Origin of the sequence: Variovorax boronicumulans (assembly GCF_009811375.1) — a bacterium.
GTDB lineage: Bacteria > Pseudomonadota > Gammaproteobacteria > Burkholderiales > Burkholderiaceae_C > Variovorax > Variovorax boronicumulans.
Window position 1 is genome coordinate 3,004,874 of sequence record NZ_BKDH01000001.1, and the last position, 25,530, is coordinate 3,030,403.

At 69.9% G+C, this 25,530-nt stretch carries 26 protein-coding genes and 2 riboswitches; of the genes, 14 read left to right on the top strand and 12 right to left on the bottom strand.

From position 1 onward, the window contains the following. Positions 1-32: 32 nt before the first annotated feature. Positions 33-812 carry an AraC family transcriptional regulator gene (locus VHAB30_RS13770; RefSeq protein ID WP_159277394.1) on the bottom strand — a complete coding sequence of 260 codons (780 nt, stop codon included), beginning with the start codon at positions 810-812 and terminating at the stop codon, positions 33-35. Between the two features lie 109 nt (positions 813-921). On the opposite strand from VHAB30_RS13770, the gene VHAB30_RS13775 reads away from it, so the two are divergent. The 6 genes from VHAB30_RS13775 to gcvP all read left to right on the top strand — a co-directional run bounded on the left by VHAB30_RS13775 (position 922) and on the right by gcvP (position 8,384). Then, entirely contained in the window at positions 922-2,115 is a 1,194-nt protein-coding gene (locus VHAB30_RS13775) for an MFS transporter (protein ID WP_159277395.1), read from the top strand. Between the two features lie 260 nt (positions 2,116-2,375). Further along, positions 2,376-2,858, top strand: coding sequence for a L,D-transpeptidase Cds6 family protein (locus VHAB30_RS13780; RefSeq protein ID WP_159277396.1), 483 nt, complete (start codon positions 2,376-2,378; stop codon positions 2,856-2,858). Between the two features lie 96 nt (positions 2,859-2,954). Next, the gene (locus tag VHAB30_RS13785) at positions 2,955-3,491 is read left to right on the top strand and encodes a hypothetical protein (protein ID WP_062474467.1); all 537 of its coding nucleotides are present in this window, start codon (positions 2,955-2,957) and stop codon (positions 3,489-3,491) included. Positions 3,492-3,522: 31 nt separating this feature from the next. Beyond that, positions 3,523-3,613, top strand: a riboswitch (glycine riboswitch). A 12-nt stretch (positions 3,614-3,625) separates the two neighbouring features. Further along, a riboswitch (glycine riboswitch) is annotated at positions 3,626-3,730 on the top strand. Positions 3,731-3,777: 47 nt separating this feature from the next. Continuing rightward, the gene (gcvT, locus tag VHAB30_RS13790; RefSeq protein WP_159277397.1) at positions 3,778-4,974 is read left to right on the top strand and encodes a glycine cleavage system aminomethyltransferase GcvT; all 1,197 of its coding nucleotides are present in this window, start codon (positions 3,778-3,780) and stop codon (positions 4,972-4,974) included. A 71-nt stretch (positions 4,975-5,045) separates the two neighbouring features. After that, positions 5,046-5,417: a glycine cleavage system protein GcvH gene (gene gcvH / locus VHAB30_RS13795; RefSeq protein ID WP_062474411.1), complete on the top strand. Its 372-nt coding sequence runs from the start codon at positions 5,046-5,048 to the stop codon at positions 5,415-5,417. A 57-nt stretch (positions 5,418-5,474) separates the two neighbouring features. After that, a complete protein-coding gene (gene gcvP, locus VHAB30_RS13800) occupies positions 5,475-8,384 on the top strand; it encodes an aminomethyl-transferring glycine dehydrogenase (protein WP_159277398.1) in 2,910 nt (969 codons plus the stop codon). Positions 8,385-8,415: 31 nt separating this feature from the next. Here gcvP and VHAB30_RS13805 read toward each other — a convergent pair whose 3' ends face one another. The 3 genes from VHAB30_RS13805 to VHAB30_RS13815 all read right to left on the bottom strand — a co-directional run bounded on the left by VHAB30_RS13805 (position 8,416) and on the right by VHAB30_RS13815 (position 10,945). Further along, positions 8,416-8,655, bottom strand: a complete 240-nt coding sequence (locus tag VHAB30_RS13805) for a hypothetical protein (RefSeq protein ID WP_235926644.1) — start codon at positions 8,653-8,655, stop codon at positions 8,416-8,418. Positions 8,656-8,772: 117 nt separating this feature from the next. Further along, positions 8,773-9,684, bottom strand: a complete 912-nt coding sequence (locus VHAB30_RS13810) for a DUF3014 domain-containing protein (RefSeq protein WP_159277399.1) — start codon at positions 9,682-9,684, stop codon at positions 8,773-8,775. Positions 9,685-9,826: 142 nt separating this feature from the next. Further along, a complete protein-coding gene (locus VHAB30_RS13815) occupies positions 9,827-10,945 on the bottom strand; it encodes a DUF2855 family protein (RefSeq protein ID WP_159277400.1) in 1,119 nt (372 codons plus the stop codon). Between the two features lie 50 nt (positions 10,946-10,995). On the opposite strand from VHAB30_RS13815, the gene VHAB30_RS13820 reads away from it, so the two are divergent. Next, on the top strand, positions 10,996-11,613 hold the full coding sequence (locus VHAB30_RS13820) for a TetR/AcrR family transcriptional regulator (protein WP_159277401.1): 618 nt from the start codon (positions 10,996-10,998) through the stop codon (positions 11,611-11,613). Here the strand turns inward: VHAB30_RS13820 and VHAB30_RS13825 are convergent. The 4 genes from VHAB30_RS13825 to VHAB30_RS13840 all read right to left on the bottom strand — a co-directional run bounded on the left by VHAB30_RS13825 (position 11,588) and on the right by VHAB30_RS13840 (position 15,874). Further along, positions 11,588-12,265 carry an alpha/beta hydrolase gene (locus VHAB30_RS13825; protein WP_159277402.1) on the bottom strand — a complete coding sequence of 226 codons (678 nt, stop codon included), beginning with the start codon at positions 12,263-12,265 and terminating at the stop codon, positions 11,588-11,590. The genes VHAB30_RS13820 and VHAB30_RS13825 overlap by 26 nt on opposite strands. Before the next feature lie 39 nt (positions 12,266-12,304). After that, positions 12,305-13,345: an NAD(P)H-dependent flavin oxidoreductase gene (locus VHAB30_RS13830; RefSeq protein ID WP_159277403.1), complete on the bottom strand. Its 1,041-nt coding sequence runs from the start codon at positions 13,343-13,345 to the stop codon at positions 12,305-12,307. Between the two features lie 153 nt (positions 13,346-13,498). Continuing rightward, a complete protein-coding gene (locus VHAB30_RS13835; protein WP_062474398.1) occupies positions 13,499-14,800 on the bottom strand; it encodes a UDP-N-acetylglucosamine 1-carboxyvinyltransferase in 1,302 nt (433 codons plus the stop codon). Positions 14,801-14,956: 156 nt separating this feature from the next. Then, the gene (locus VHAB30_RS13840; protein WP_095947426.1) at positions 14,957-15,874 is read right to left on the bottom strand and encodes a protein NO VEIN domain-containing protein; all 918 of its coding nucleotides are present in this window, start codon (positions 15,872-15,874) and stop codon (positions 14,957-14,959) included. 111 nt (positions 15,875-15,985) lie between these two features. Between VHAB30_RS13840 and VHAB30_RS13845 the strand changes: the two genes are divergently transcribed. Continuing rightward, positions 15,986-16,705: a hypothetical protein gene (locus VHAB30_RS13845; protein WP_159277404.1), complete on the top strand. Its 720-nt coding sequence runs from the start codon at positions 15,986-15,988 to the stop codon at positions 16,703-16,705. Positions 16,706-16,708: 3 nt separating this feature from the next. Here VHAB30_RS13845 and VHAB30_RS13850 read toward each other — a convergent pair whose 3' ends face one another. After that, on the bottom strand, positions 16,709-17,026 hold the full coding sequence (locus VHAB30_RS13850) for a hemagglutinin (protein ID WP_159277405.1): 318 nt from the start codon (positions 17,024-17,026) through the stop codon (positions 16,709-16,711). A 109-nt stretch (positions 17,027-17,135) separates the two neighbouring features. Here VHAB30_RS13850 and VHAB30_RS13855 point away from each other — a divergent pair, with 109 nt between their 5' ends. Beyond that, positions 17,136-17,357 carry a DUF7661 family protein gene (locus tag VHAB30_RS13855; protein WP_143599026.1) on the top strand — a complete coding sequence of 74 codons (222 nt, stop codon included), beginning with the start codon at positions 17,136-17,138 and terminating at the stop codon, positions 17,355-17,357. Between the two features lie 11 nt (positions 17,358-17,368). On the opposite strand, the gene VHAB30_RS13860 is transcribed toward VHAB30_RS13855, so the two are convergent. After that, positions 17,369-17,638: a hypothetical protein gene (locus VHAB30_RS13860; RefSeq protein ID WP_159277406.1), complete on the bottom strand. Its 270-nt coding sequence runs from the start codon at positions 17,636-17,638 to the stop codon at positions 17,369-17,371. 107 nt (positions 17,639-17,745) lie between these two features. Here VHAB30_RS13860 and VHAB30_RS13865 point away from each other — a divergent pair, with 107 nt between their 5' ends. The 3 genes from VHAB30_RS13865 to VHAB30_RS13875 all read left to right on the top strand — a co-directional run bounded on the left by VHAB30_RS13865 (position 17,746) and on the right by VHAB30_RS13875 (position 21,888). Beyond that, complete coding sequence (locus tag VHAB30_RS13865; protein WP_159277407.1) at positions 17,746-19,842, top strand: S8 family serine peptidase; 2,097 nt, start codon at positions 17,746-17,748, stop codon at positions 19,840-19,842. Positions 19,843-19,931: 89 nt separating this feature from the next. Further along, positions 19,932-20,183 carry a cell division protein FtsQ/DivIB gene (locus VHAB30_RS13870; protein ID WP_070095020.1) on the top strand — a complete coding sequence of 84 codons (252 nt, stop codon included), beginning with the start codon at positions 19,932-19,934 and terminating at the stop codon, positions 20,181-20,183. A 100-nt stretch (positions 20,184-20,283) separates the two neighbouring features. Next, the gene (locus VHAB30_RS13875; protein WP_159277408.1) at positions 20,284-21,888 is read left to right on the top strand and encodes a phospholipase D-like domain-containing protein; all 1,605 of its coding nucleotides are present in this window, start codon (positions 20,284-20,286) and stop codon (positions 21,886-21,888) included. Here VHAB30_RS13875 and VHAB30_RS13880 read toward each other — a convergent pair. Next, positions 21,879-22,865, bottom strand: coding sequence for a LysR family transcriptional regulator (locus VHAB30_RS13880; protein WP_216850715.1), 987 nt, complete (start codon positions 22,863-22,865; stop codon positions 21,879-21,881). The genes VHAB30_RS13875 and VHAB30_RS13880 overlap by 10 nt on opposite strands. Before the next feature lie 138 nt (positions 22,866-23,003). Between VHAB30_RS13880 and VHAB30_RS13885 the strand changes: the two genes are divergently transcribed. Both VHAB30_RS13885 and VHAB30_RS13890 read left to right on the top strand, forming a co-directional pair. Further along, positions 23,004-24,224 (top strand): M20 aminoacylase family protein, encoded by a 1,221-nt coding sequence (locus VHAB30_RS13885; protein ID WP_216850716.1) that lies wholly within the window; start codon positions 23,004-23,006, stop codon positions 24,222-24,224. A gap of 47 nt (positions 24,225-24,271) precedes the next feature. Beyond that, complete coding sequence (locus tag VHAB30_RS13890; protein ID WP_159277410.1) at positions 24,272-25,264, top strand: Bug family tripartite tricarboxylate transporter substrate binding protein; 993 nt, start codon at positions 24,272-24,274, stop codon at positions 25,262-25,264. Positions 25,265-25,280: 16 nt separating this feature from the next. On the opposite strand, the gene VHAB30_RS13895 is transcribed toward VHAB30_RS13890, so the two are convergent. Then, positions 25,281-25,481: a hypothetical protein gene (locus tag VHAB30_RS13895; protein WP_159277411.1), complete on the bottom strand. Its 201-nt coding sequence runs from the start codon at positions 25,479-25,481 to the stop codon at positions 25,281-25,283. Positions 25,482-25,530 lie beyond the last annotated feature (49 nt).

A 25,530-nucleotide genomic window follows, 5' to 3' on the forward strand; every position in this document is an offset into this window, starting at 1 on the left:
GCAGGCCGCTCCCGCCCACGCCTTCACCCGCCTCAGGCCGGCGGGTGCAGGTACTGGCTCGGCGGCACGCCGAGCGTGCGGCGGAACATCGCAGTGAAGGCGCTCGGGCTCTCGTAGCCGTGCGCCAGCGCCACCTCCAGGATCGACGCGCCGGCGGCCAGCCGCGGCAGGCTCAGCAGCAGCCGCGCCTGCCGGCACCACGCGCCGAAGGTCATGCCGGTCTCGCGTTCGAACAGCCGCGCCAGCGTGCGCGCATTCATGTGCAGCCGCGCGGCCCAGCCGTCGAGCGTGGCGGGCTGCGCGGGGTCGCGGATCAGCGCCTCGCACAGCGCGGCCAGGCGCGCATGGCGCGGCATCGGCACATGCAGCGACAGCGCGGGCGCGGCCTCGATCTCGTCGAGGATCAGCTCCATCACGCGCTCGTCGCGCCCGCCCGGCGGGTAGTCCAGCGGCAGCGACACGGCCGCCATGATCAGCTCACGCAGCAACGCGCCCACATGGATCACGCGGCACTCGGCCCCCAGGTCGGCGCGCGTGCCGGGCTCGACGAAGACGGTGCGCATCTTCACCTCGCCCGCCATGCGGATCTGGTGCGTCATGCCCGGCGGCACCCAGACGCCGCGCCCCGGCGGCACCACCCAGCTGCCGGCCGCAGCGCCGACCATCATCACGCCCGAGATCGCGTGGATGAGCTGGCCGCGCCGGTGCGCATGCGGCGGAATGAAGGCGTCGCCCGCCGGATCGGTCGCCAGCACGGCCACCGCGCGCGGGGTCGATTCGCCTTCGTCGGGGCGCAGATTCAGTTTGTCCATTTCACGACGATGTTTGCACATTCGTAGCAAGAACATCTTTCCCTGTCTTCCTACGATGGCTTTTCTCCCTCTTTTTCTCCAACCGGACATCCAGGAAAGAAGCCATCGCATGAACACGCGCCGACTCGGGCTGCTCACCGGCACCCATGCCGTCAACGACCTCTACCAGGGCCTCGTGCCCGCGCTGCTGCCCTTCATGGTGCTGGAGCGCGGCTACAGCTACACGGCCGTGAGCGGCCTGATGCTGGCGGCCACCGGGCTGTCGAGCGTGGTGCAGCCGCTGTTCGGCCTGTACGCCGACCGTCACCCGCGCGCCTGGCTGGTGCCCGTGGGCTTCCTGGTGGCGGCGCTGGGCGTGGTGCTGGCGGGCCTGAGCCAGAGCTACCTGCTGACCTGGATCGCGGTCGCGCTGTGCGGGCTGGGCATCGCGGCCTACCACCCGCCCGCCACCGTGGCCGCGCGCGCGGCCGGCGGCGCCTCGCAGAAGGCGATGAGCGTGTTCTCGGTGGGCGGCACCATCGGCGCCTCGTTCGCACCCGTGCTGGCGGCCACGGTGGTCGGTGGCGGCAGCCTGTCGCGCAGCTACCTGCTGGGCATTCCTGCGTTAGCGATGGGCGTGGTGTGGGTCGCGGCCAACGCGCGGCGCGGCGCCGTCGCCAACAACGCGGCAGCCGCGGCGGCGCGCGCCGCGCAGGCCCGCGCCCAGGTGCTGAAGCCGCACAACGACTGGCGCGCCTTCAGCCTGCTGGTGGCGACCATCGTGGGCTGGTCGATCCCGTACGTCACGGTGCTGTCGATGCTCTCGCTGCGCATCACGCGCGACCTGCACGGAAGCACCTTCCAGGGCGCCGCGGCGCTCACCGCCTTCACCGCCGCTGGGGCCGTGGGCACGCTGGCCGGCGGCTGGCTCGGCGACCGCATCGGACGCATGGGCACGATCCGCTGCGGCTACCTGCTCGCGCTGCCCGCCATGGCGGGCCTCGTTCTCGCCTCCACGCCCGGCGCGGCGCTGGCCTGCACCGCGTGGCTCGGCATGAGCATGTTCCTGCCCTTCGCCGCGCAGGTGACGCTCGCGCAGGACTACCTGCCGCGCAACCCGGCCACCGCCAGCGGCATCACGCTCGGTCTCGCGCTCTCGGTCGGCGGGCTGGTGTCGCCGCTGTTCGGCCTCCTGTCGGATGCACGCGGGCTCGGCGTGACGCTCACGGTGGTGTTGTGCGTGCTGTGCGTCGCGACCGTGCTCGCCTTGCGGCTGCGCAACCGCACAGTGCAGGTGATGGCGGGCGAGGCTGCGGCGGCCTGAGTTGAGTTCCGTTCCCGCGCAACGGCAGCGCCCACCGTGCACAGGGCACTGGGTGCTTCCCGCAGCGAAATCAAGGAGGAGCCGAAGGCGGGGGACATTCGCGGAGGGAAGTACCCGGTGTCCTGTGCACGCGCCCTGAACCACGGACCACCGAAATCCGTGGGCGATTCAACGCCGCACGCGCTCTCTTTCACTGCCAGAATCGACGCAAGCTTCGACGTCGAGCCTGACAGACAAGAAGAAGGAAAGAGAAGGACGCCATGCACCGAATCGTCGCCCAGGGCAGCAGCCTTGTCGCTGCCGGCTTGCTGGCCACCGCCGGTATCGCGGCCACGCCGGCCGCCGCACCCGTTGCAGCCGTTGCACCAGCAGCCGCCCCCGCCAACCCCACCAATCCCGTCACCCACCTCGCCGAAGTGGAAAGCGCCGTGCGCGCCTGGGCCGCCGCCTGGTCCGCGCGCGACGTCGAGCGCTACCTCGCCGCCTACGCGAGCGACTTCACCCCCGCGCGCGGCCAGACCCGCGAGCGCTGGGAGGCCGACCGGCGCGCCCGCATCACGGGCAAGTCGCGCATCAGCGTGGGCATCGAGGGGCTGGTGATCAGCGTCCAGGGCACCTCGGCCAGCGCGCAGTTCCGGCAGATTTACAGCGCCGACGCACTCACCGAGACCGACCGCAAGACGCTCGAGCTGCAGCGCGTGGGCCCGCGCTGGCTGATCCGCAAGGAAAGCGCGGGCAACTGACGCGCGCCGCCTTGTCCCTGTAAGGCAAATGGTTCACGAAGATGTCACCACTTGCAACGATGCTGCAGCCTTCGACCTCCGAAAGCTGTGGCCGCCATGTTCCCCACCAAGACCGAGAAGGCACGCGACGAACTCCAGGCCGGGCAGCGCACGCTCAGCCAGCGTGAGCGCGCCCTGCTGCTCATGGCCGACGGCCGGCGCTCGCTGACCGACTTCAGCCCGCTGTTCCCCAGCCGCGTCGAGGCCGAGCAGGCGATCCAGGGGCTGATGCAGCGCGGCTACCTGCAGGTCGCGCGCCCGGTCGCGCCACCGCCCGCACCGGCCCCCACGCCCGTCCCCGCCGCCGAGCCGATCCAGGTCGCCACCTCGGCCGACAGCTTCGACGGCAAGCGCTCGCTGGCCACCACGCGCATGTTCCTGTTCGACATCTGCGAGCGCATGTTCGTGCGCCGCGACCCGCGCTTCGCCAACCAGATGCGCGACGCCCTGCGCGAGGCCCGTGACCGCGAGGCCATGCTGACCATCGCCGCGCTGATGCTCTCCGAGATCGAGAAAGCCGCCGGCCCCGAGCGCGCCGACTCGCTGCGCGAGCGCATCGACAAGCTGCTGCCGCCGGCAGAAACCGTGCACTGAGCCGCCAGCCCCGGCCCCGCGATCCACTACACTCGCCGGGTCAGGAGAGAGCCCCGCGCGACGGGGCCGCCGAAGGCGCAGGGGTTCCCCGAACGCTCAGGCAAAAGGACTGACAAGACGCCGGCAACCACCGGCGTTTCCTTGCTGGAGAGAGGCCGTGGCATTGCACGCGGCCCACCGAAGGAGCAAACCCCGATCGTGGGGCGAATCTCTCAGGTAAAGCGGACAGCAGGGGTGGCCCGTGGCGTTGCAGCCATGGATTTCGACTGCCCCTTTGGAGTGCCCCGTGGCCGCTTCTTCCGCTTCCGCTTCTTCCGCTTCCGCTTCTTCGGATACTCAACTTCTCAAGACCCCGCTGTACGACTTCCACGTGGAGCTCGGCGCCCGCATGGTGCCTTTCGCCGGCTATTCCATGCCCGTGCAGTACCCCGCCGGCCTCATGGCCGAGCACAAGCACACGCGCGACGCGGCCGGCCTGTTCGACATCTCGCACATGGGCCAGCTGCGCCTGGTCGGCCCCGATGCCGCCGCCGCCTTCGAAACCCTGATGCCCGTCGACGTGGTCGACCTGCCCGCCGGCAAGCAGCGCTACGGCCTGCTGCTGAACGACGAGGGCGGCATCCTCGACGACCTGATGTTCTTCAACGAAGGCAACGGTTCGCTCTTCGTGATCGTGAACGGCGCCTGCAAGGTGGCCGACATCGCCCACATCCAGGCCAGGATCGGCGCGCGCTGCCAGGTGCAGCCCCTGCCCGACCACGCGCTGCTGGCGCTGCAGGGCCCACAGGCCGCCGCCACGCTGGCGCGCCTGTCGCCCGGCATCGAGCGCTTCGTGTTCATGACCGGTGGCGCGGTGCAGATCGGCGGCATCGCGGCCTTCGTCACCCGCAGCGGCTACACCGGCGAAGACGGCTTCGAGATCTCGGTGGCCGCAAAAGACGCCGACGCCCTCGCCCGCCTGCTGCTCGCGCAGCCCGAGGTGAAGCCCGTCGGCCTGGGCGCGCGCAACTCGCTGCGGCTCGAAGCCGGCCTGTGCCTGTACGGCAACGACATCGACACCACCACGACCCCGGTTGAAGCCTCGCTCAACTGGGCGATCCAGAAGGTGCGCCGCGCCGGCGGTGCGCGCGAAGGCGGCTTCCCGGGCGCGGCAAAGGTGCTGGCCCAGCTGACCGCCGTCGCCTCGGGCGCGGCCGGGCACACCGACCACAAGACGCTCACGCGCAAGCGCGTCGGCCTCGTGGCGCTCGAACGCATTCCGGTGCGCGACGGCACGCTGCTGCAGTCGCTCGAAGGCCACGACATCGGCGCCGTCACCAGCGGCCTGCTCGGTCCCACGGCCGACCGCTGCGTGGCCATGGGCTACGTGGCCGCCGCCTTCGCCGAGCCCGGCACGCGCGTGCAGGCCATCGTGCGCGGCAAGCCGGTGCCGATGGAGGTCTCGACCCTGCCTTTCGTGCCGACGCGCTACTACCGCGGCTGACCGACACTGAACACCGCAGACCCGGCTAGGCTCTGCACCCCGATTCCATTTTTTCCACGAGGAGTTTTTTCATGAGCATCAAATACACCAAGGACCACGAATGGGTGGCGGCCGAAGGCGGCGCCGCTACCGTCGGCATCACCGTGCATGCGCAAGACGCGCTGGGCGACGTGGTGTTCGTCGACCTGCCTGAAGTGGGCAAGACCTTCGCGCAGGGCGAGGTCGCCGGTGTGGTCGAGTCGGTGAAGGCCGCCGCCGATGTGTTCATGCCCGTGTCGGGCGAGATCACCGAAGTGAACGAAGCGCTGCGCGCCGACCCGTCGCTGGCCAACAGCGACCCGCTGGCCGCCGGCTGGTTCTTCAAGGTCAAGCTGAGCGAACCCGCGCAGCTCGACGCCCTGCTCGACGCCGCCAGCTACGACAAGTTCGCCGCCGAATCCTGATCCGCTGAACAGCAGCTTCCTCGCACCTTCGTTCCTTCTCCCCGAGCCTTCACCGCCATGCCGATTCCCGCCCTTCCCTCTTTGCAAGAACTAGAGAACGCCGAAGAATTCCTCGCCCGCCACATCGGCATCGATGCGGCGGACGAGGCGCGCATGCTGCCGGTGATCGGCTCGGAAACGCGCGCGGAGCTCATCGACGGCATCGTGCCGGCGGCCATCCGCCGTGCCCGGCCGATGCGCCTGCCCGCGCCGGTCACCGAGGCCGACGCGCTGGCCGAGCTGAAGACGCTGGCGTCGAAGAACAAGGTGTTCAAGAGCTTCATCGGCCAGGGCTACTACGGCACGCACACGCCGGGCGTGATCCTGCGCAACATCCTGGAGAACCCCGCCTGGTACACCGCCTACACGCCCTACCAGGCCGAGATCTCGCAGGGCCGCATGGAAGCCCTGCTCAACTTCCAGACGATGGTGTGCGACCTCACGGGCATGGCCATCGCCAACGCCTCGATGCTCGACGAGGCCACGGCCGCCGCCGAAGCGATGACGCTCGCCAAGCGCAGCGTGAAGAGCAAGAGCAACGTGTTCCTGGTCTCTGGCGACTGCCACCCGCAGACCATCGAAGTCATCAAGACGCGCGCCGCCCCGCTGGGCATCGAAGTCAAGGTGAGCACGGTGTCGGAAACACTGCCGCACCTGATGGTGAGCGGCGAGTTCTTCGGCGTGCTCGCGCAGTACCCCGCCACCACCGGCCACGTGCACGACCTGCGCCCGCTCGCGGGCCACGCGCACCAGTGCGATGCCGCCTTCATCGTCGCGGCCGACCTGCTGGCGCTGACGCTGCTGGTCGCCCCCGGCGAGTTCGATGCCGACATCGTCTGCGGCACCACGCAGCGCTTCGGCATGCCGCTGTGCAACGGCGGCCCGCACGCCGCCTACCTGGCCTGCCGCGATTCGTTCAAGCGCTCGCTGCCCGGCCGCCTCGTCGGCGTGAGCGTCGACACGCACGGCCAGCCCGCCTACCGCCTCGCGCTGCAGACGCGCGAGCAGCACATCCGCCGAGAAAAGGCCACCTCGAACATCTGCACCGCGCAGGTGCTGCCGGCCGTGGTCGCCAGCATGTACGCCGTGTACCACGGCCCCGACGGCCTCACGCGCATCGCGCAGCGCGTGGCCGTGCTCACCGCCATCCTCGCCAAGGGCCTGTCGCAGATGGGCCGCGAGCCGGTGAACACCACCGCCTTCGACTCGCTGACGATCCGCACCGGCGACGACACGGCCGCGATCATCGAGCGCGCACAGGCCGGCGGCGTCAACCTGCGCCAGCGCCTGCAGCAGCACCTGGGCATCTCGCTGGACGAAACCACCACGCGCGCCGACATCGAAACCCTGTGGGCGCTGTTCGTGCCCGCCGGCACCGCGATGCCGCGCTTCGACGAGCTGGCCGCCAGCACCACGCCGCTGATTCCCGAGGACCTGCGCCGCACCAGCGCCTTCCTCACGCACCCGGTGTTCAACACCCACAAGAGCGAGACCGCGATGCTGCGCTACATCCGCAGCCTGTCGGACAAGGACCTCGCGCTCGACCGCAGCATGATCCCGCTGGGCAGCTGCACCATGAAGCTCAATGCGACCAGCGAGATGATCCCCATCACCTGGCCCGAGTTCGCCAACATCCACCCCTTCGCGCCCGCCGACCAGCTGCAGGGCTACGCCCAGCTCGACGCGCAGCTGCGCGCCTGGCTGTGCGAGGCCACCGGCTACGCGGGCATCAGCCTGCAGCCCAACGCGGGTTCGCAGGGCGAGTACGCGGGCCTGTTGGCCATCAAGTCCTTCCATGAAGCCAAGGGCCAGGGCCACCGCAACATCTGCCTGATTCCCTCGTCGGCCCACGGCACCAACCCCGCGAGCGCCCAGATGGTGGGCCTGCACGTGGTGGTGACGGCCTGCGACGCGCAGGGCAACGTCGACATGGACGACCTCAAGCGCGCCTGCGAGAAGCACAGCGCCCACCTGGCCGCCGTGATGATCACCTACCCCAGCACGCACGGCGTGTTCGAAACCCGCGTGAAGGAGCTGTGCGAGCTCGTGCATGAGCACGGCGGCCGCGTGTACGTCGACGGCGCCAACATGAACGCACTGGTCGGCGTGGCCGCGCCGGGCGAGTTCGGCGGCGACGTAAGCCACCTGAACCTGCACAAGACCTTCTGCATCCCGCACGGCGGCGGCGGCCCGGGCGTCGGCCCGGTCTGCGTGGTCGAAGACCTCGTGCCCTACCTGCCGGGCCATGCCACGGCCGGCGTGCCGTCGAACGGCGTGGGCGCCGTGTCGGCGGCACCGCTGGGCAACGCGGCCGTGCTGCCGATCAGTTGGATGTACTGCCGCATGATGGGCGCCAAGGGCCTGCAGGCCGCCACCGAAACGGCCATCCTCAGCGCCAACTACATCAGCGCGCGCCTGAAGGACCACTACCCCACGCTGTACGCGAGCCCCAACGGCCACGTCGCGCACGAGTGCATCCTGGACCTGCGCCCGCTCAAGGACACCAGCGGCGTCACCGCCGAAGACGTGGCCAAGCGCCTCATCGACTATGGCTTCCACGCGCCCACGCTGAGCTTCCCCGTGCCCGGCACGCTGATGGTGGAACCCACCGAAAGCGAACCGCTGGCCGAGCTCGACCGCTTCGTCGACGCGATGATCGCCATCCGCGGCGAGATCCGCCGCGTGGAAGAAGGCGTCTGGTCGAAGGACGACAACCCGCTCAAGCACGCGCCGCACACCGCCGCCAGCCTGCTGGGCACGGAGTGGAGCCACCCGTACTCGCGCGAACTCGGCGCGTTCCCGCTGGCCGAACTCAAGCAGGCCAAGTACTGGCCGCCGATCGGCCGCGTCGACAACGTCTACGGCGACCGCAACCTGTTCTGCAGCTGCGTGCCGGTGGGCGAGTACAAGGAAACCGAAGAGGCCTGATGAAGGCGAGGCGGCGCAGGCCGCCCGCCGTTCAGCCTTCGCGGCGGTACATCGCCCACTTCACGGTGAGCAGGTCCGCGGCGATCTTCGCGGCGTTCACGCCCGCGTAGGTTTCGGACGGATCGAACGCGAAGGCCGCCTGGTAGCGCTTGATGTGCGCGTAGTCCCGATCGAAGGTCATCGGGCCCATGAGTTCGGTCGGGTCGGTGCCGGCGGGAAGCGCCAGGAATTTCCCGGGGTCGGTGGTGCTCTGGTAAAGATCGACGCTCATCAGGTTCATGGCTTGCCCTCGAAGTCGTAGGCGCAAATCATCTCGACCCTTCGCGCGGCATGCAATCGGCCCGCGCCTACAGGGCGTGCAGGCGGGGCGCTGTCAGTGCATCGCGCCTCAGGGCTGCTTCTTCTTCGCGATCTCGCCGGTGGCGATCTGCGCGCGCAGCCCGCGCAGGCTGGCCTTCATCTTGCGCTCGTTCTCGGGCCCCATGCGCACCAGGATCTTCTGGCCGGCCGAGAGCGATTCGAGCTTCGGATCGGCGTATTCGTAACGCACCCAGGGCCGTTGCGAGGGAATGTCGCCCTTCACCTCGACCAGCTTCACCTGCACCGGCCCCGTGGGCTCGGGCGCTTGCAGCAGGTGGTCGATCACGGCGATGAAGCGGTCGTTGAAATAGCGGCCCGGATAGCCCAGCTCTTCGTACGCCTGCTGGAACAGCGGGTACAGCCGCGCATACACCGCCGCCGCCTTGGCCGGATCGACAGCCCCGGCCAGCATCACGATGCCGTTGTAGCGCGCCGCGTTGTTCGCCGCGATGGTCTGCACGCCGCCCTGCTGCGGCCCGTCGGTGATGAAGCGCTGCGGCGCGGGCTGCACCGGCCACTTGCTCGCGGGCGCCTGCTCGCGCGGCAGGTTGTCGACCGTGGCGACGAAGCGCCGCACCACGCCGTCGGACTGCAGGTAGGCCGCGACGGCCTTGCCGCCCAGCAGCTCGGTGAGCGCCCTCATCACGCGCGCATCGGAACTGGCCAGCGCGGGCAGCGCGGCATCGGGCGGGGCCAGCGCCTCGACCGGGTTCTGCGGGCCCTTCGGCTCTTCGGCCTTGGGCGGCTCGGGGGGCGCGTCGTTCGGTGCGACGGCCACGGGCGCGGTCGGCAACGGCGCCAGTTGCTGCTGCTGGTACCAGCGCCAGCCGAAATAAGCCGCCACCAGCACGACCAGCGCCAGGCCGACGATGGTGCCCATCGGCGCTTCCTTGCGGGGTCGGAATTCAGGGGTGTCGCGGGGGGAGTCGGCGTCGGACATGGGCGGTTTCCTTTTGCGGGATGGCAGTGGGGAGACGAAAGGCAATGGTGCACCAGGATGGCCTGCACGGCCCGCACGATCGCCACGTTCTCGTAACCCCCTGTGACGCCCCACCCGCGCCGAAGTTCAGTCGCTCACGCTGTCACTCGCCGCCGATGCGCACCACATGCGCCTCGCGCGGATCGACGCGGCCCGCGTGCAGGTCGGCGATCACGGCCTGCGCATGCGCGAAGCCATGGCCCTGCGCCAGCGTCATCCAGCGGTTGCCCGGGCGGCTCAGCTCGGCGATGAAGCGGCCCTGCGCGTCGTTGAAGCGGCGGTTGACCTCCTGCGGGCCCCAGTCGGCATTGCGCTTGCGGATCTGCACGGGCGCGAAGTAGAGCTTGGGCGTGGGGCCGGGCAGCGCGCTGGTGTCGCCGAGGAATTCGGTCTTCTGCGCCGAGCCCGCATAGCAGTCGTACACCAGCGATTCACCGAAGTGGTGGTGCACGGTGGCGCGCAGGTCGTCATGGCCCGCGAAGTCGACATACAGCGTGGGCACGTCGGCCGCGAGCGTCGCGATCTCACCGTAGGCCACCGTGCGGTCGTAGCAGCCCAGCGCCTCGACGAAGGCGCGGTTGCCTTCCGACGTGGCCGCGATCAGCTGCAGGCCCTCGCGGCGGCCGAGGCAGAAGGCCGTGCCGAACGCCGTCTTGCTCGATGCGCTCGACACCACGACCTGCGTCGCGCCGAAGAAGGCGTTGTCTTCCAGAAAGTCGGCCAGCATGAACGAGGTGATGAACAGCGGGCGCACCAGCATCTGGTAGTCCTCCAGCGCGGCGACGTAGCCGGCGTCGTGGCTGCAGCGCATGTACTGGTTGTAGGCCGACACCAGTTCGCTGCGGTGCACCGCGCCGTCGTAGAAGCCGCGCGGCGTCACGCGCACCGGCTGCATGCGCAGGTGGCTCGCGATGGGGAAATAGCCGTAGAAACGCTCGCCCACCGCCACGCCTTCGACATTCGATGCCACCACGTCGGCAAAGCCCCAGGCCGGCATGTGGCCCCAGTCGGCGTCGCCGGTGGGAAAGAACTGCCAGTACTTCATCACCGCATCGCCGAAGGCCGCGTAGGTGATGTTGTTGGTGGTGAGCGAGAAGCGCTCGATCTGCATCAGCACCTCGCCCGGCTGCAAACTGCCGGCGTCTTCCGAAGTGACGATGCGGGTGGTCCCGAGTGCGTTCTTGCGCGTTTCGAGGCGGGTTAAAGTGAATGCGTTGTTCATTCGCAAACTGTAGGACGGCCCGCTTCGCCGCGGGTTCGGAAACCCGGTCCATGCCCGCAGCACCCCGCTCCAAGCCCCTGAAACGCCCCACGCAGGCGCGCGGCAAGTTCACCGTGCAGGCCATCTACGACGCCTTTGTTCGGATTTGGCGCACGCAGGGCTGGGAAGGCGTGACCACGCGCGCCGTGGCGCTCGAAACCGGCATCGCCGTCGGCACCTTCTACGACTACTTTCCCGACAAGGAAGCCCTGCTCTCGGGCTACGTGCGCCACTGCGTCGAGGCGCTGCTCGCGCGGCTCGACGCGGACGTGATCGCGCCTTCAGGCATCGACTGGCGCGAACGCACGCAGCGCCTCGTGCGCTTCACCTGCGACACGCACCTCGACGGGCTGCCCGCCTTCGACCACGAGATGCTGATGCTCGAACACCGCGTGGCCGAACCCAAGCACCATCGGCGCGTGTACGACGAGTTGCTCGCGCGCTGGACGCAGGCCTTCGCCGCCTGCCGCGACCTGCAGCCGCCGCCCTCGCCCGCCACCGTGCAGGCGTTGCTCACCGCCGCCTGGGGCGGGCGCCGCTACCGGCTGCTGGTGCAGCCCGACACCATCGACGACGCCTGGGTCGCCGAGATGGAGGCGATGGTCATGGCGCGGCTGTCGGCGCGCTGAGCGCCTGCAGCCACGCCAGCGTGCCCTGCAGCTCGGCCGGGCGGATCTCGTGCGCGCCCGGGAAGTCCGAGCCCGACAGCGCCAGCGGCAGCCCGCGCGCCAGCTCGCGCGTGGCCTGCGCGGCGCTCGGCGGAATCACGTTGTCGGCGCTGCCGTGGCTCACCCACAGCGCCTTGCCCGCGAAGGCCTCGGGCGGTGCGATGTGCGGCACCACCTCGGGCAGCAGCCGGCTGTGCCACACCAGCGCGGCGCGCAGCTTGTCGGGCTGCGTGAGCAGCAGCGACAGCGACATGATCCCGCCCTGGCTGAAGCCGCCGACCACCACGCGCTCGGGCGGAATGCCCAGCTGCTGCGACGCCGACGTGACCATCTCGCCGATGAGGAAGCGGCTTTCGCGCTCCTGTTCCTCGTCGATGCGGCGCCCGCCGTCGGCCAGCACCTGGAACTCGAACCAGGCGTAGGAACCGGGCGACAGCACATACGGCGCGCGCAGGCTCAGCACATGGAACTGCGGCGGCATCATGCGCGCCAGGCCGAACAGGTCCTGCTCGTTGCTGCCCACGCCGTGCATCAGCACGAGCAGCCAGGGTTCAGGGCCGCCCGAGGGTGCGGGGTGGTGCAGGAACTGCAGGGGCAGATGGAGCGATGTCATAGGTCGGAAGTGCCTTGAAAAAATGACGGACACCGCGATTCAGCGAAAGCCCTTGGCCAGCGCCCGCGTGACCTCGGCCGAGGACACCTCGCGGCAGCCGGTGGCGTTCTGCCCCGACCAGAGCGGAGAAAAATCGCCGCTGCCCTGCGCCTCGGCCTTGGCGCGCAGCGGCGCGATGCCCGAGGTGGCGAACGGAAATTCCGGCGCCGGGCCGATGGGGCCCAGCTCGCGCATCACGCGGTTGACGATGCCGCGCGCGGGTCGGCCGGTGAACAGGTTGGTGAGCGCCGTGTGGCGCGCGGCCTCGCTCTTCAGCGCCGCGCGGTGCAGCGCGCTGGTCATGGCCTCGGGCGTCAGCAGGTAGGCCGTGCCGACCTGCACGCCGGCCGCGCCCAGCGCCATGGCCGCGGCCACGCCGTCGGCATCCGCGATGCCGCCGGCCGCGATCACCGGCACCTTCAACGCGTGCACCAGCTGCGGCAGCAACGCGAAGGTACCGAGCTGCTTCGTCAGGTCGTGCGACAGGAAGTGGCCGCGGTGCCCGCCGGCCTCCAGCCCCTGCGCGATGACCGCGTCGACGCCCTTCGCCTCGAGCCACAGCGCCTCTTCCACGGTGGTGGCCGAGACCAGCACCTTCGCACCCCAGCCGCGCACTTTGGCCAGCAGCGGCTCGGGCGGCAGCCCGAAATGGAAGCTCACCACCGGCGGCTTGAACTCGGCCAGCAGGTCGGCCACCTCGGCGCTGAAGGGGTTGCGCCCGGGGCCGGTCGGGATGCCCGCGGGATCGATGCCGAACTCGGCGTAGTACGGCCCCAGCGCGGCGCGCCAGGCGGCCTCGCGTGCCTCGTCCGGCGTGGGCGGGGTGTGGGCGAAGAAGTTGACGTTGTAGGGCTTGTCGGTGCCCGCGCGGATCGCCGCAAGTTCGCTGCGCATCGCGTCGGGGCCGAGCATCGCGCACGGCAGCGACCCCAGCGCGCCTTCGTTGCACACCGCGATCGCCATCGCGCTGGCCTGCGCGCCGGCCATCGGCGCCTGGATCAACGGAAGTTCGGTGCCGAGGATCTGTTGCAACGTCGTCATTCGGGGTGCGCTCCTGTGTCCGTGTGTCGAATGCACGGCATTGTCCGGCCAAGCCGTTGAGCGCGGCGCCCGCGGGGTCATCGGGCAGCAGGACAGGTCAGCAGCAGCAGCAGCAGCAGCAGCAGCAGCAGCAGCGCGCAGCCTGCCGCGGGCTCACTCCTCGCTGGTCCACTCCACCTGCACGCCCAGGCTGCGCAGGTTCTCGACGAAGCGCGGGTGCGCGCGCCGGATCGGGGTCGCGTTGCGGATCTCGGACTTGCCTTCGATGCTCGCGGCCACCATGAACAGCGCGATCGCCACGCGGATGATGTAGGGGCTCTCGACCACCGCCGGCGTGAGCGCGTGGCCGCCGAAGGTGATGAGGCGGTGCGGGTCGGACGAGAACACGTGCGCGCCAAACTTGGACAGCTCGCCGGTCCAGCCCAGCGCACCGTCGTACACCTTGTTCCAGAACATCGCGTTGCCCTGCGCGCGCACGCCCAGCGCAATGAAGATCGGCAGCAGGTCGACCGGGAAGTACGGCCACGGCGCGGCCTCCACCTTGGTGAGCACGTTGCTGGTGAACGGCGTCTGCACCTTCAGCGGGCCGCTGCGGATGGCGCGCGACCAGCCGTCGGCATGCTCGATCTGCACGCCGAACTTGGCAAAGGTGCGGTCGATGAGCGGAAAGTTGCCCGGCGCGCTGTTGCGCACCACGACGTCGCCGCCGGTGATCGCGCCCAGCGCCAGGAAGGTGGTGATCTCGTGGAAGTCTTCGTCGAAGCGGAACTCGCCGCCGCCCAGCGCGCCGCCGCCATGCACCGTGAGCCGCGAGGTGCCCATGCCCTCGATGCGCACGCCGATCATGGCCATGAAGCGGCAGAACTCCTGCACGTGCGGCTCCGAGGCCGCGTTGGTGAGCGTCGAGGTGCCGCCCGCGGCGGCCGCGCACAGCACGAAGTTCTCGGTGGTCGTCACCGAGGCGTAGTCGAGCCAGTGGTCGGTGGGCGTGAGCCGGCCGGGCGCATACACCAGCAGCGAGCCCTCGGTGCGCTCCACCTGGCCGCCGAAGCGCTGGAACACCTCGACGTGCGGATCGATCTCGCGCACGCCCAGCGTGCAGCCCTTGACGTTGTCTTCCAGCCGCGCCACGCCGAAGCGCGCCAGGAGCGGCGGCACCAGCATGATCGACGAGCGCATTTCCTCGGGCAGGCGGTGAAGCGCCGCATCGAAGGTGGTGGCGCGGTGGTGCAGCTCGAGCGTGCCGCTCTCGTGGTCCATGCGGACCTCGCTGCCCAGCGTACGGAAGATGTCGAGGATCTTGCGCACGTCGGTGATGTCGGGCACCCCGTGCAGCCGCAGCGGCTCGCCGGTGAGCAAGGTGGCGCACAGCACCGGCAGCACCGCGTTCTTGTTGGCGGAGGGAATGATGCGGCCGCGAAGGGGCGTACCGCCGTGCACGATGAGGTTGGACATGAAAGGGGGCGAACAGAGGGGCGAAGGCACGAACTGTTCGCGCCGGACGGCGGAACTTTACCGTTGGAAACGACGGGTTTCCGGGGGCTCAGTTGTAAGAATTTGGAAACGCCCGCGGCGCGCCGGTGCGGCCGCGGCGTTTGCCCGGGAGGCCGGTCAGGCCTTGCGCTGGAAGCCCGGCGCCTGGTCCACTTCGGTCGGCTTGTAGATCTTGTGCGCCGCCGTCGCGCTGCCCGCGTCGGCCACCACCAGCAGGCGCCACAGCGGCTCGCGCACGGCGCACAGGCTTTCCTCGGGCGTGAGCGCGAAGGTCGGCAGCGCCGGGGCGGTGCCCTTCACGACCACCTTGAGCAGCATCGCGCCCTTGGCGTTCGACACCTCGATGTCGTAGCCCAGCGCCTTGCTGGTGACGTCTTCCGCGTTGTAGCCGTAGCCCTTGAAGTGGCCCATGACGTAGGCCATGGCGGCGGCCTGCACGGCGTCGGTCGTGGTCGGGCCGGCCGGGGCCGCGTCGGCATCGTCGGCCGCCGGCACGCCGCCGCGGGCCTTGGCGGCCGTGATGTCGGCCTCGGTCGGCACCCAGCCGCGCGCGCCGCGCACCAGCACGGCGAGCTGCTGCTCGGGTTCCCAGCTCGCAACGTGCCATTCGGCGTCGTCGCGCACGCGCGTCGAGACCTTGGCGCTCTTGTTGCTCTCGAGCTCGGCGATGGCGACGCGGTTGGTCTGCAGCACGGCGCGGAAGCCCTGGCCGGCGTCGAAGGTGCGCTTGAGCAGGGCCAGGCGGTCCTTGGCGCGCTGCGCCTGCTGGGCGCTGCGCACGCCGCCGCCGGGGCGGCGCTGGGCGTCGAGCGATTCCAGGTAGAACCAGCGGCCACCGGCCGCCACGCTCACGTACTCGCCCCAGATGGTGGCGATGACGTTGTCGCCGGTGGCGAGCCAGGCGTGCTCGAACGGCTTGTCGCGTGCGTCGAACACCCCCATCTTGGCGACGATTTCGACCGGCGTGAGGCGCGGTCCGGAGAGCCGCATCTCATCGATGGCGGCGAGCACGGAGGGGTCGACTTCCTTGTCCATTCAGCGGAATTCTGGCGAGTTGGGAGGGGGTGGGAGTATGCCGCATCGGCCGTCGCTTCCCGGTGCCCGGCGCCCCGCCGCGTGTACCCTCCGTGCCTTGAGAGCCCCCGCATGCACGACCTGCTGACCTCCTACTTCTGGCACGGCGACACGCTGCGCAGCCGCAGCGTGAGCGGCATCGTGCATGCGGCCCTGCTCGACGTGCCCGAGCCCCCGGCGCGCCTCGTGGCCGACTGGCAGCGGGAGATCGCCACGAACGTGCTGCTCGAACCCGGCGATGTCGAACCGATGCCGCTGGCCCGCGCGCGCACGCGCTGGCCCGACTACGCGCAGTGCGTGCAGGCGATGTCCGGCTGGCTCGGCACGCTGGGCCTGCCCGCGTCGCTGCTGCCGGCCAGCGACGTCGCCCTGATGGCCTGCCGCGGCGCGCGCTACCACCACGACGGTGCGCAGTACGGCGGCGCGGCCTTCTGCAACCTGTTCCTCAGCGAAGACAAGGGCCTGGACGTGCACTTTCCCGTCACGGGCCACCGCATCGCGCTCACCCGGGGCACGGCCCTGCTGTTCGACACGGGCCAGCCGCACGCGGTCGTGCCGCGCGGCAGCGACCACGGCTTCGATGCGGCCGACTTCCCGTCTTCGCTCGATCGCACGCAGCTGTTCCTGACCTGGGAACTGTCGATCGAAGACGCGCAGGTGGCGCGCCTGCTCGGCGTCGACTTCGATGTCGATCCGGTCACCGCGTCGCGGCTCGATGAAGAACAGGTCCGGGTGAACGGCGAACCGGCCGACGTCTGCGCGAGCTCCGGTCGCTGGCGCAGCGCCCCGTAGCAGTCAATCGCCCTGGCGGTAGTGAGTCCCCGGCCGCGCCGCCGAATCGATGATGTCCCGCCACGACTTGCCCGCGTTGCGCAGTTGCTCGATCGACGGGCCCAGCGTGTTGCCGTAGCGGCTGTGCGACCTGGCTTCGAGGGCCTGCAACGCGTCCGGGGGCGTCAGCGCGCGGTAGTGCAGCTTGAGATCGTCCCGCTGCGCGAAGATCCAGCGCGCCACCTGTTCTTCACTCACACCATCGGCCAGCATCCGCGCAGCGGCAGGCCCCAGCTCGGCCACGGCCGCTTCGTAGGTCTTGCGTACGTTGAGGTCTGCCATGCGGACTCTGGAGTGGATGTGACGGGCGAGTCGGCCCATTGTGCATACGACGAGGGCGCTACAGTGGCGGTCCCCTCATCTCTTTTCGTGCATGCCCGGAGCCCCGACGATGCGCCACCTCTTCAACGTGTTCGGCCGCACCCTGCGCGTCGAAATGACCGATGCCCGCTGGCGCAGCCACTGGGTCGGTGCCGATGGAAAACTGGGCCTCGCCCAGCTCGCGATTCCGCCGGACGTGGCGCCGGCCGACCTCGCGCAATACCTCTACGACATCTACCACGAGAACGCGACGCCGACGAACGGCGATGTCTTCGAGATCGGGGCGAAGTAAGCCCGGCGTTGCTATCGCTGCGCGGCCTTCGGTGACGCGCGCAACATCAGCCAGGCCACGCCGCCAAACGCCAGCACGAACACCAGCAGCGGCCCCACCTCCCTGGCCCTGAATCCCTGGGGCACGACGTTGGCCAGCAAGGTCCACGGCACCAGCGGAAACGCGAGCAGCACCACCACCGCAGGCACATGCGCGTGCAGCGGAAAGAGAACCAGCGCAAGGCCCGTCGACAGCAGGCTCGCCACCAGGTACGCGAACAGAAGCTTGAACACCACTTTCATTCGGCGATTCTGACCGCCTCCTTGCCCAAGCCGGGGTGACAGATGACACGGCAATCTGCTACACCTCGCGGTACCCACCCGTGCCCCTGCGCAAGGAGATCCGACCGATGGCCCCAGCCAAGAAGCGCGTCGCCGCGAAGAAGCCCTCGCCCGCTGATACGAAAGTCCCCAAGATGCCGCACGGGGTGCTGACGCCGGCGCTGTCGTCCGGCAGCGTGCGGCTCCACGTGACGGGGCAGATCAAGCTGCTCAACAGCTGGGTCGACCTCCCGCCCGAGATGGCCGCCGCGATGGTGGCGCAGTCGGCCCACGCCGATGCACCCGCCGCGGGCCACCTGCCGGGCGAAGCCTCCCCCGCCCTCACCGCCGCGCTCGCCGGCACCGCCGATGCGCTGTGCACGCGGCTCTCGCCGGTGTCGACCTTTGGGCTCGCACAGCTGCAGCGCCTGCCGATGGACGTCGAGACCTCGATGGACCCGCGCCTGCAGCTGGCGGTGATGAACCGGCGCGCGGGCAAGCAGAGCATGCCCATCTCGTCGGCCGATGGCGACTCGGTGCCGGTGGTGGCACGCGTCACCAGCCATGCGGAGTGGGCCGACATTCCCGACGTCGATGCGGGCTCCGACATCGGCACCGCCGACGACGGCACGGTGCTCGTCACGGGCCGCATTCCGCTGGGCAAGGCCGAGGCCATCCGCCAGCATCCGGCCGTGCTCAGCATGAAAGCCTCGCAGCCCGTGCTGCCGGCACTGAACAACACCATCGCGTCGATGGGCGTGCCGGCCGACAACCCCGCGCTCGCCGGCACGGCGGGCGGCGCCGGCGTGGTGATCGGCGTGGTCGATTCGGGTGGCGACTTCGCGCACCAGAACTTCCTGAAGGCCAACGGCAAGACGCGCCTGCTGGCGCTGTGGCAGCAAGGCGCGCCGGCCAAGGCCAACAGCCCCTACGGCTACGGCCGGCTCTTCGAGGCGGCGGACATCGACAAGGCGCTGAAGAAGGCCGATCCGTACAAGGCGCTGGGCTACGACCCCGGTGCGGGCATGCCGGGCAGCCCGGGTTCGCACGGCACGCATGTGATGGACATTGCCGGCGGCAACGGCCGGGGCTCACTGCAACCCGGCGTGGCGCCGAAGGCCGACCTGATCTTCGTCGAGATGTCGGCCCGCGACATCGCCTGGACCGGCCACAACGCCGTGTTCAGCTCCTTCGGCGATTCGGTGCAGATGCTCGAGGCGGTGAAGTTCATCTTCGACCGCGCCGGCGACAGGCCCTGCGTCGTCAACCTGAGCCTGGGCACCAACGGCGGCCCGCACGACGGCACCTCGCTGGTCGAGCAGGGCTTCGATGCGCTCGTGTCGCAAAAGCCCAACCGCGCGATCGTGCTGGCGGCCGGCAATTCGCAGGAAGACAACACGCACACGGCGGGCACGGTGCCCGGCAACGGGCACCTCGACGTGTCGTGGACCCTGGTCAATGGCAAGGGCGGCGAGTTCGAGCTCTGGTACGGCGGCGGCCAGCGCCTGCGCGCCGAGCTGCTGGGCCCCGACGGCGAGGTGTTGGCCAGCGTCGCACCGGGAGAAAACTTTCCGCTCGGCGCGGGCAACGGCGAGATCGCCGCGTTCCTCAGCAGCCGCATCACCGACCCGAACAACAAGGACAACGTGATCGGCATCTGGCTCGCACCCAACTGGCCCGACGGCGAGTTCAAGGTGCGGCTGCACGCCCTGGCCGCCGACGACGTGCCGTTCCACGCCTGGCTCGAGCGCCTGGACAGCGGCCAGTCGTACTTCGGCCAGCCGGTGAAGTCGCACCTGCTGGGCTCGCTGTCGACGGGAAAACTGTCGATCGTGGTCGGCGCCTACGACGCCCGCAAGACAGGCGAGCCCGCCGCCAGCTTCTCGAGCGCGGGCCCGACGCGCGACGGCCGGCCCAAGCCCGAGGTCAGTGCACCCGGCGTGCAGGTGAAGGCCGCGCAGTCGCGCACGAAGGACGGCATGGTGAAGAAGTCGGGCACCAGCATGGCGGCACCGGCGGTGACGGGGCTGGTCGCGCTGATGCTGGCCAAGGCCCACAAGGAGGGAAAGAAGCTGACCATCGCCGACATCCGCGCCAGGCTGAAGGCGGGCGTCAAGCCCAGCGCCGGTCCGGCCGGCTGGGACCCGCAGCGCGGCGATGGCCGGGCCGGCAGCGGCGCGATCTGACGATCCAGCCATGACCCCCACGCCCGGTGCGGTTGTGCCGAACCCGAGCGGGGGGTGTAATCTGTGTTCTGGCCCCCATCTGCCCTCTCATGCCCATCGATTTGCGCTCGCTCAAGAAGCTCGACTTTTCGGCCGCCCCCGCGCCGGTGTCGGGCGAGCGCGTCGTCGTGCTGGTCAAGCTGTGCGAGGGCGCCGAGCGACCGGACTACATCGCCGCGCGCGCCGACATCTCGCCGGGCCTGTTCTCGGCCGAGATTCCGCTCGACAAGCTCCAGCAACTCGAAGCCGACCCGGCCGTCGAGTCGGTCGAGCTGTCGCGCCGGCTGCCCAACATCTCCTGATTCCCCTGACAAGCGACCCACCCGAGTCGCTGCCTTCGCGCATGCCATGCCGGCAGGCGCCCGCACACGCGTGCACCACAACCCACCCCAAGGAACACCCATGAAAGTGCTCGACGATGCCGCGCGCGCGGCGGCCCGGTCGGTGATCGCCACCCACCAGGCGCAGCTGGCCGCCCTGCCCGGCTACGTGGCGGCGGAGCCGGGCTTTCCGCTGGTCGATGGCCGCTTCCTGCGCGAGCCCGCCGTGATCGTGTTGGTCGACCGCAAGCGGCCCTTGTCGGAGGTGCCCGTGGCCGAGCGCGCGCCCCGGCAGCTCGGCCCCTACCGCGTCTGCGTGATGCAGGCCGACCCCGCGCGGCAGCTGGCCGCCAACGCGGACTTCGAGGACACGGTGAACGCGCTCGCCGAAGCGGCCGTCGACCTCGTCTACAAGCCGCCTGCAGGCCAGCCCATCGACAAGGTCTACAACGTGAAGCAGCCCTTCCTGTGCCACGTCGGCCCCGATGCGGGGTGGCCGGTGCTGCGGCCCTTTCTCGAGGGCACCACGCGCTCGCTGTCGGTGGCGATGTACGACTTCAACGCCGACCACATCGCTCAGGTCTTCATCGACCTCGTGCGCGACGGCGGCATCGCGGCGGCGCTGAGCTGGGACGACGGCATGACAAAAGAAGAACAGGTCATCCGCAAGAAGCTGCGCAAGCTGCAGCAGGAGGCCGACTTCACCGCCTGGCTCGTGCAGTGCGGCAAGGGCCGCCGCTTCGCCAGCGCGTACCACGAGAAAGTGGCGGTGCGCGACCACAAGGCCTTCTGGCTCTCGAGCGGCAACTGGAGCAAGCGCAGCCAGCCCGACATCGACCCCGTGGCCACGCCCGCACAGGCCAAGGGCATGTTCAGCAAGGGCAACCGCGAGTGGCACGTGATCTGCAGCGACGCCGTGCTCTCGAAGGTCTTCGAGAAGTACATCCTGCACGACCTCAAGGCCTCCGAGAAGGAAGAAGCCGACGGCGCGGCCGACGCGGCGCTGGACGTGCCGCCCAAGCTCACATTGCCCGACGTGTTCGTGCCGCTCGACCACCTGCTGGAACAGGCCGTGGCCTTCGCGGGGCCGGTGGTGCCGGTCGAACCCGCGCGGCTGCCGGCGGTGAAGACCACGGTGAAAGTGCAGCCCGTGCTCACGCCGGACAACTACCTGCCGCACATCAATGCGCTCATCGACAGCGCACAGACTTCGCTGTACCTGCAGTTCGCCTACATCACCTGGAGCGATGCCGACAAGGACGCCGACTTTCGCGCGCTGCTGCGCAAGCTGGCGCAGCGCAGCACCGAGCCGGACCTCGACCTGCGCATCATCCTGGGCAGCACCAGCGCGGCCGACAACATCCGCAAGCTGGTCGAGGCGGGCTGCAACCAGGATGTGTTCCGCGTCCAGGGCAGCATCCACAACAAGGGCATCATCGTGGACGGCCAGGCGGTGCTGGTGAGCAGCACCAACTGGTCGGGCGACGGCGTGCTGCGCAACCGCGACGCCGGGCTGATCATCCACAACGAAGAAGTGGCGCAGTACTACCAGCAGGTCTTTCTCGACGACTGGGATTCGCGCGCCAGAAGCCGCGTGGACGACGACCCGCCGGTGACGCTGGCCTCAGCCGGCGCGCCCACGCCGCCGGGCATGGTGCGCATGTCGTGGAGCGACTATCACGGGTGAGGCAACGGGGCGTCCGGCGCTGCCTCGATGAAATCCACCGAGTGCAGCACCCGCCGCAGCTCCGGATCGTCCGAGGCCTGCCACGCCGGCAGCTGCGCCAGGAAGTGCGCGATGAAGCGCGCCGCCGCATGCGACGGCGCTTCCTGCGCGCGGCGCACGATGCCCACCACGTTGCTGTGGAAGCGCTCGCGCAGCTGCAAGGTCACCAGCGCATGGCGCAGGCTCTCGGTTTCCACCAGCGGCCAGGGGCAGAAGGTGAGCATGTCGGTCTTGCGCACGAGGCCCAGCATCATCGACGGCGAATGGGCCAGCTGGATGCGCTGCACGGGCGCAGCCAGGCCGTGCTGGCGGAACAGGTTGTCGAGAAAGCTCGCCCCCTCGTCCGGCGTGAAGTTGAGCACCCAGTCGTCCTGCAGCAGCTCGGCCATCGACTGCGCGCCGGCCCGCGGATGGCCGCGGCGCGCCACCACCGTCATGTCGTAGCGGAACAGCGGCTGCGCCTGCAGCCCCTGCATGGCCTCGTCGGGGCCGATGCGGCCGATCAGCAGGTCCAGGCTGCCTTCGCGCAGCCGCGGGTAGCTGAGCGCCGACAGGCCGTCGAACATCTCGAGCTGCACGTGCGGCAGCTCTTCGCGGAACAGCGACACCACGCGCGGCAGCAGGGTCTGCGTGATCCAGGGCGTGATGGCCACGGTCAGGCGCTGCTGCGCACCGGTGTCGCGGTGGCGTGAGAGCGTGTCTTCGGCCTGGCGCAGCTGGGCCAGCACGCGCTGCGCATGTTCGAGCAACTCCAGCCCGGCCGGCGTGAAGGCGATGCCGCCGCCGTGGCGCGTGAACAGCGCCACCTGCGCATGCGCCTCCAGTTCGCGCAGGCCCTGCGTGACCGTGGCCTGGGTGACGCCCAGTGCCCGCGCGGCGGCGCGGATGCTGCCTTCAGAGGCGACGGCGGCGAGATAGCGGAGCTGGTGCAGCTTCATGGCGGCCCATTATCCGCAGCCGTCCGCAGCCGTCCGCAGCGACAGGCTGCGCCCGCCCCCGCATGGTGGCGCCTGTCTGCCCCGGCTGGCAGCGAATTCCTAGACTCGCAGCAAGACAGCAAGGAGACAGATTCCCCCATGACGACCTACACCGTCGACAACGCCGCCGCCCTCGAGAGCGTGCTGCCCGCCGTGCGCGAGGTCGCGCCCGAGATGGTCGGCCTGCGCCACCGGATTCACGCCCACCCCGAGCTGGCCTACGAAGAGCACGACACCAGCGAGCTGGTGGCCACGCGCCTGGCCGATTGGGGCTACGAGGTGCACCGCGGCCTGGCCGGCACCGGCGTGGTCGCCACGCTGACATGCGGCACGGGCACGCGGCGCCTGGGCCTGCGCGCCGACATGGACGCGCTGCCGATCCAGGAAGCCACCGGCCTGCCCTACGCCAGCCAGGTGCCCGGCAAGATGCACGCCTGCGGCCACGACGGCCACACCAGCATCCTGCTGGCCGCCGCGCGCGTCATCGCGCAGGAGCGCAACTTCGACGGCACGCTGCACCTGATCTTCCAGCCGGCCGAGGAAGGCCTGGGCGGCGGACGCCGCATGGTGGAAGAAGGCCTGTTCGAGCGCTTTCCCTGCGACGCCATCTTCGCGCTGCACAACATGCCGGGCTTTCCGGCGGGCAAGTTCGGCTTCAAGGAAGGCTCGTTCATGGCCTCGTCCGATTCGGTCACGATCACCGTGACGGGGCGCGGCGGACACGGCTCGGCGCCGCACCTGTCGGCCGACCCGGTGGTGGCGGCGGCGCACATCGTCGTGGCGCTGCAGACCATCGTGTCGCGCAACGTCGACCCGCGCGAGATGGCGGTGGTGTCGGTGGGCGCGATCCACGGCGGCGACGCCCCCAACGTGATTGCCGACAGCGTGCAGATGCGCCTCACGGTGCGCGCCTACCGCCCCGAGATCCGCGCCATGCTGCGCGAGCGCATCACCGAGCTGGCGCTGGCGCAGGCCGTCACGCTCGGCGTGAAGGCCGAGGTGGACTACCACTGGCGCTACCCCGCGCTGGTGAACGACGAGGAGTCCACGCGCTTCGCACGGCAGGTCGCGCGCGACTGGCTGGGCGACGACGGCCTGCTGCCGCCGCTGGCGCCGCTCACGGGCAGCGAAGACTTCTCCTTCATGCTGGAGCGCTGCCCCGGCAGCTACCTGATCGTGGGCAACGGCGAAGGCGAGCACCACCGCACCGGCGGCTGCATGGTCCACAACCCCGGCTACGACTTCAACGACGCGATCCTGCCGATCGCGGCCAGCTACTGGGTGCAGCTGGTGCGGCGCTTCCTGGGCGCGCAGGCCTGAGCGGGCCTTTCGCCTTTCCTTTCCCACTCCTTCGTACTGGAACCGCGATGACCCGTCTTGCTTCTTCCGTTTCGCGCCGCGTGGCACTGAGCGCGCTCGGCGCCGCCGCCTTCTGTGCCGCAGCCCCCACGTTCGCGCAGGGTACCTACCCCGCCAAGCCCATCAAGCTGCTGGTCGGTTACGCGCCGGGCGGTTCGGTCGACATGGCCGCGCGCGTGGCGGCGGACATCCTGTCGGCCAAGCTCGGCGCGACGGTGGTGGTCGAGAACGTGACCGGCGCCGCGGGCGTGGTCGCGGCGCAGCGCGCGGTGAGCAGCCCAGCCGACGGCTACACGCTGCTGGCCGGCTCCAGCAACGAGATGGCGGCCACGGTGCTGGTGAACCCGGCGCAGCGCTACGACCCGGTGAAAGACCTGACCCCGGTCAGCCTGCTCGCCGTCGCGCCCGTGTTGCTGGTGGCGAGTCCGAAGGTGGGCGTGAAGAACCTCGACGAGTTCATCGCCCTGGCCAAGCGCAACCCCGGCAAGTACAGCTACGGCAGCTCGGGCGTGGGCTCGACGCTGCACTTCGTGGGCGAGCAGATCAAGCAGCGCGCGGGCCTGTTCCTCACGCACATTCCCTACCGCGGCACCGCGCCGCTCACGAGCGACCTGGTCGGCGGCACGCTCGACTTCGCGATCGTGTCGCCCACCGCCGCGGCGCCGTTCCTGCAGGGCGGGCGGATCGTGCCGCTGGGCGTGTCGTCGGCCAAGCGCTTTCCCGGCCTGCCGCAGGTGCCGGCGCTCGGCGAGCATCCGCAGTTGAAGGGCTATGAGCTGAGCGGCTGGTTCGCGCTCGCGGGCCCGAAGGACCTGCCCGCGCCCATCGTGCAGAGCCTGCGCGCGGCGCTGCAGGCCGGCCTGGCCGACCCGGCGATCCGCCGGCGGCTGGAAGAAGGCGGCTCCATTCCCGCCACGGGCAAGGAAGACCTCGGCCAGATCATGCGCGAGGACACGGCGAAGTACGCAACGCTGGTGAAGTTCGCGAACATGCGCGACTGAGGCCCGCCGGGTCGTTTCAGCGCGGGGCGTCGCCGCCCTGGCGCACCTCCACCCACCACTTCGCCTGCGCGGCATTCATCGCGCGCGCGTTGACAATCATTTCCTCGATCTGCGCACGCGTGGCCGGTGAATCGACCATCCACGCGGTCTGCACGGCATGCGCGGGCCCGCCTTCGGCGAGCCGGTATTCCAGACAAAAACGAACCTCATTGCTCATCGGTGATCGAACCCTCTCTCTTCGCCACCGATTCTGTCTGACTCAAGTG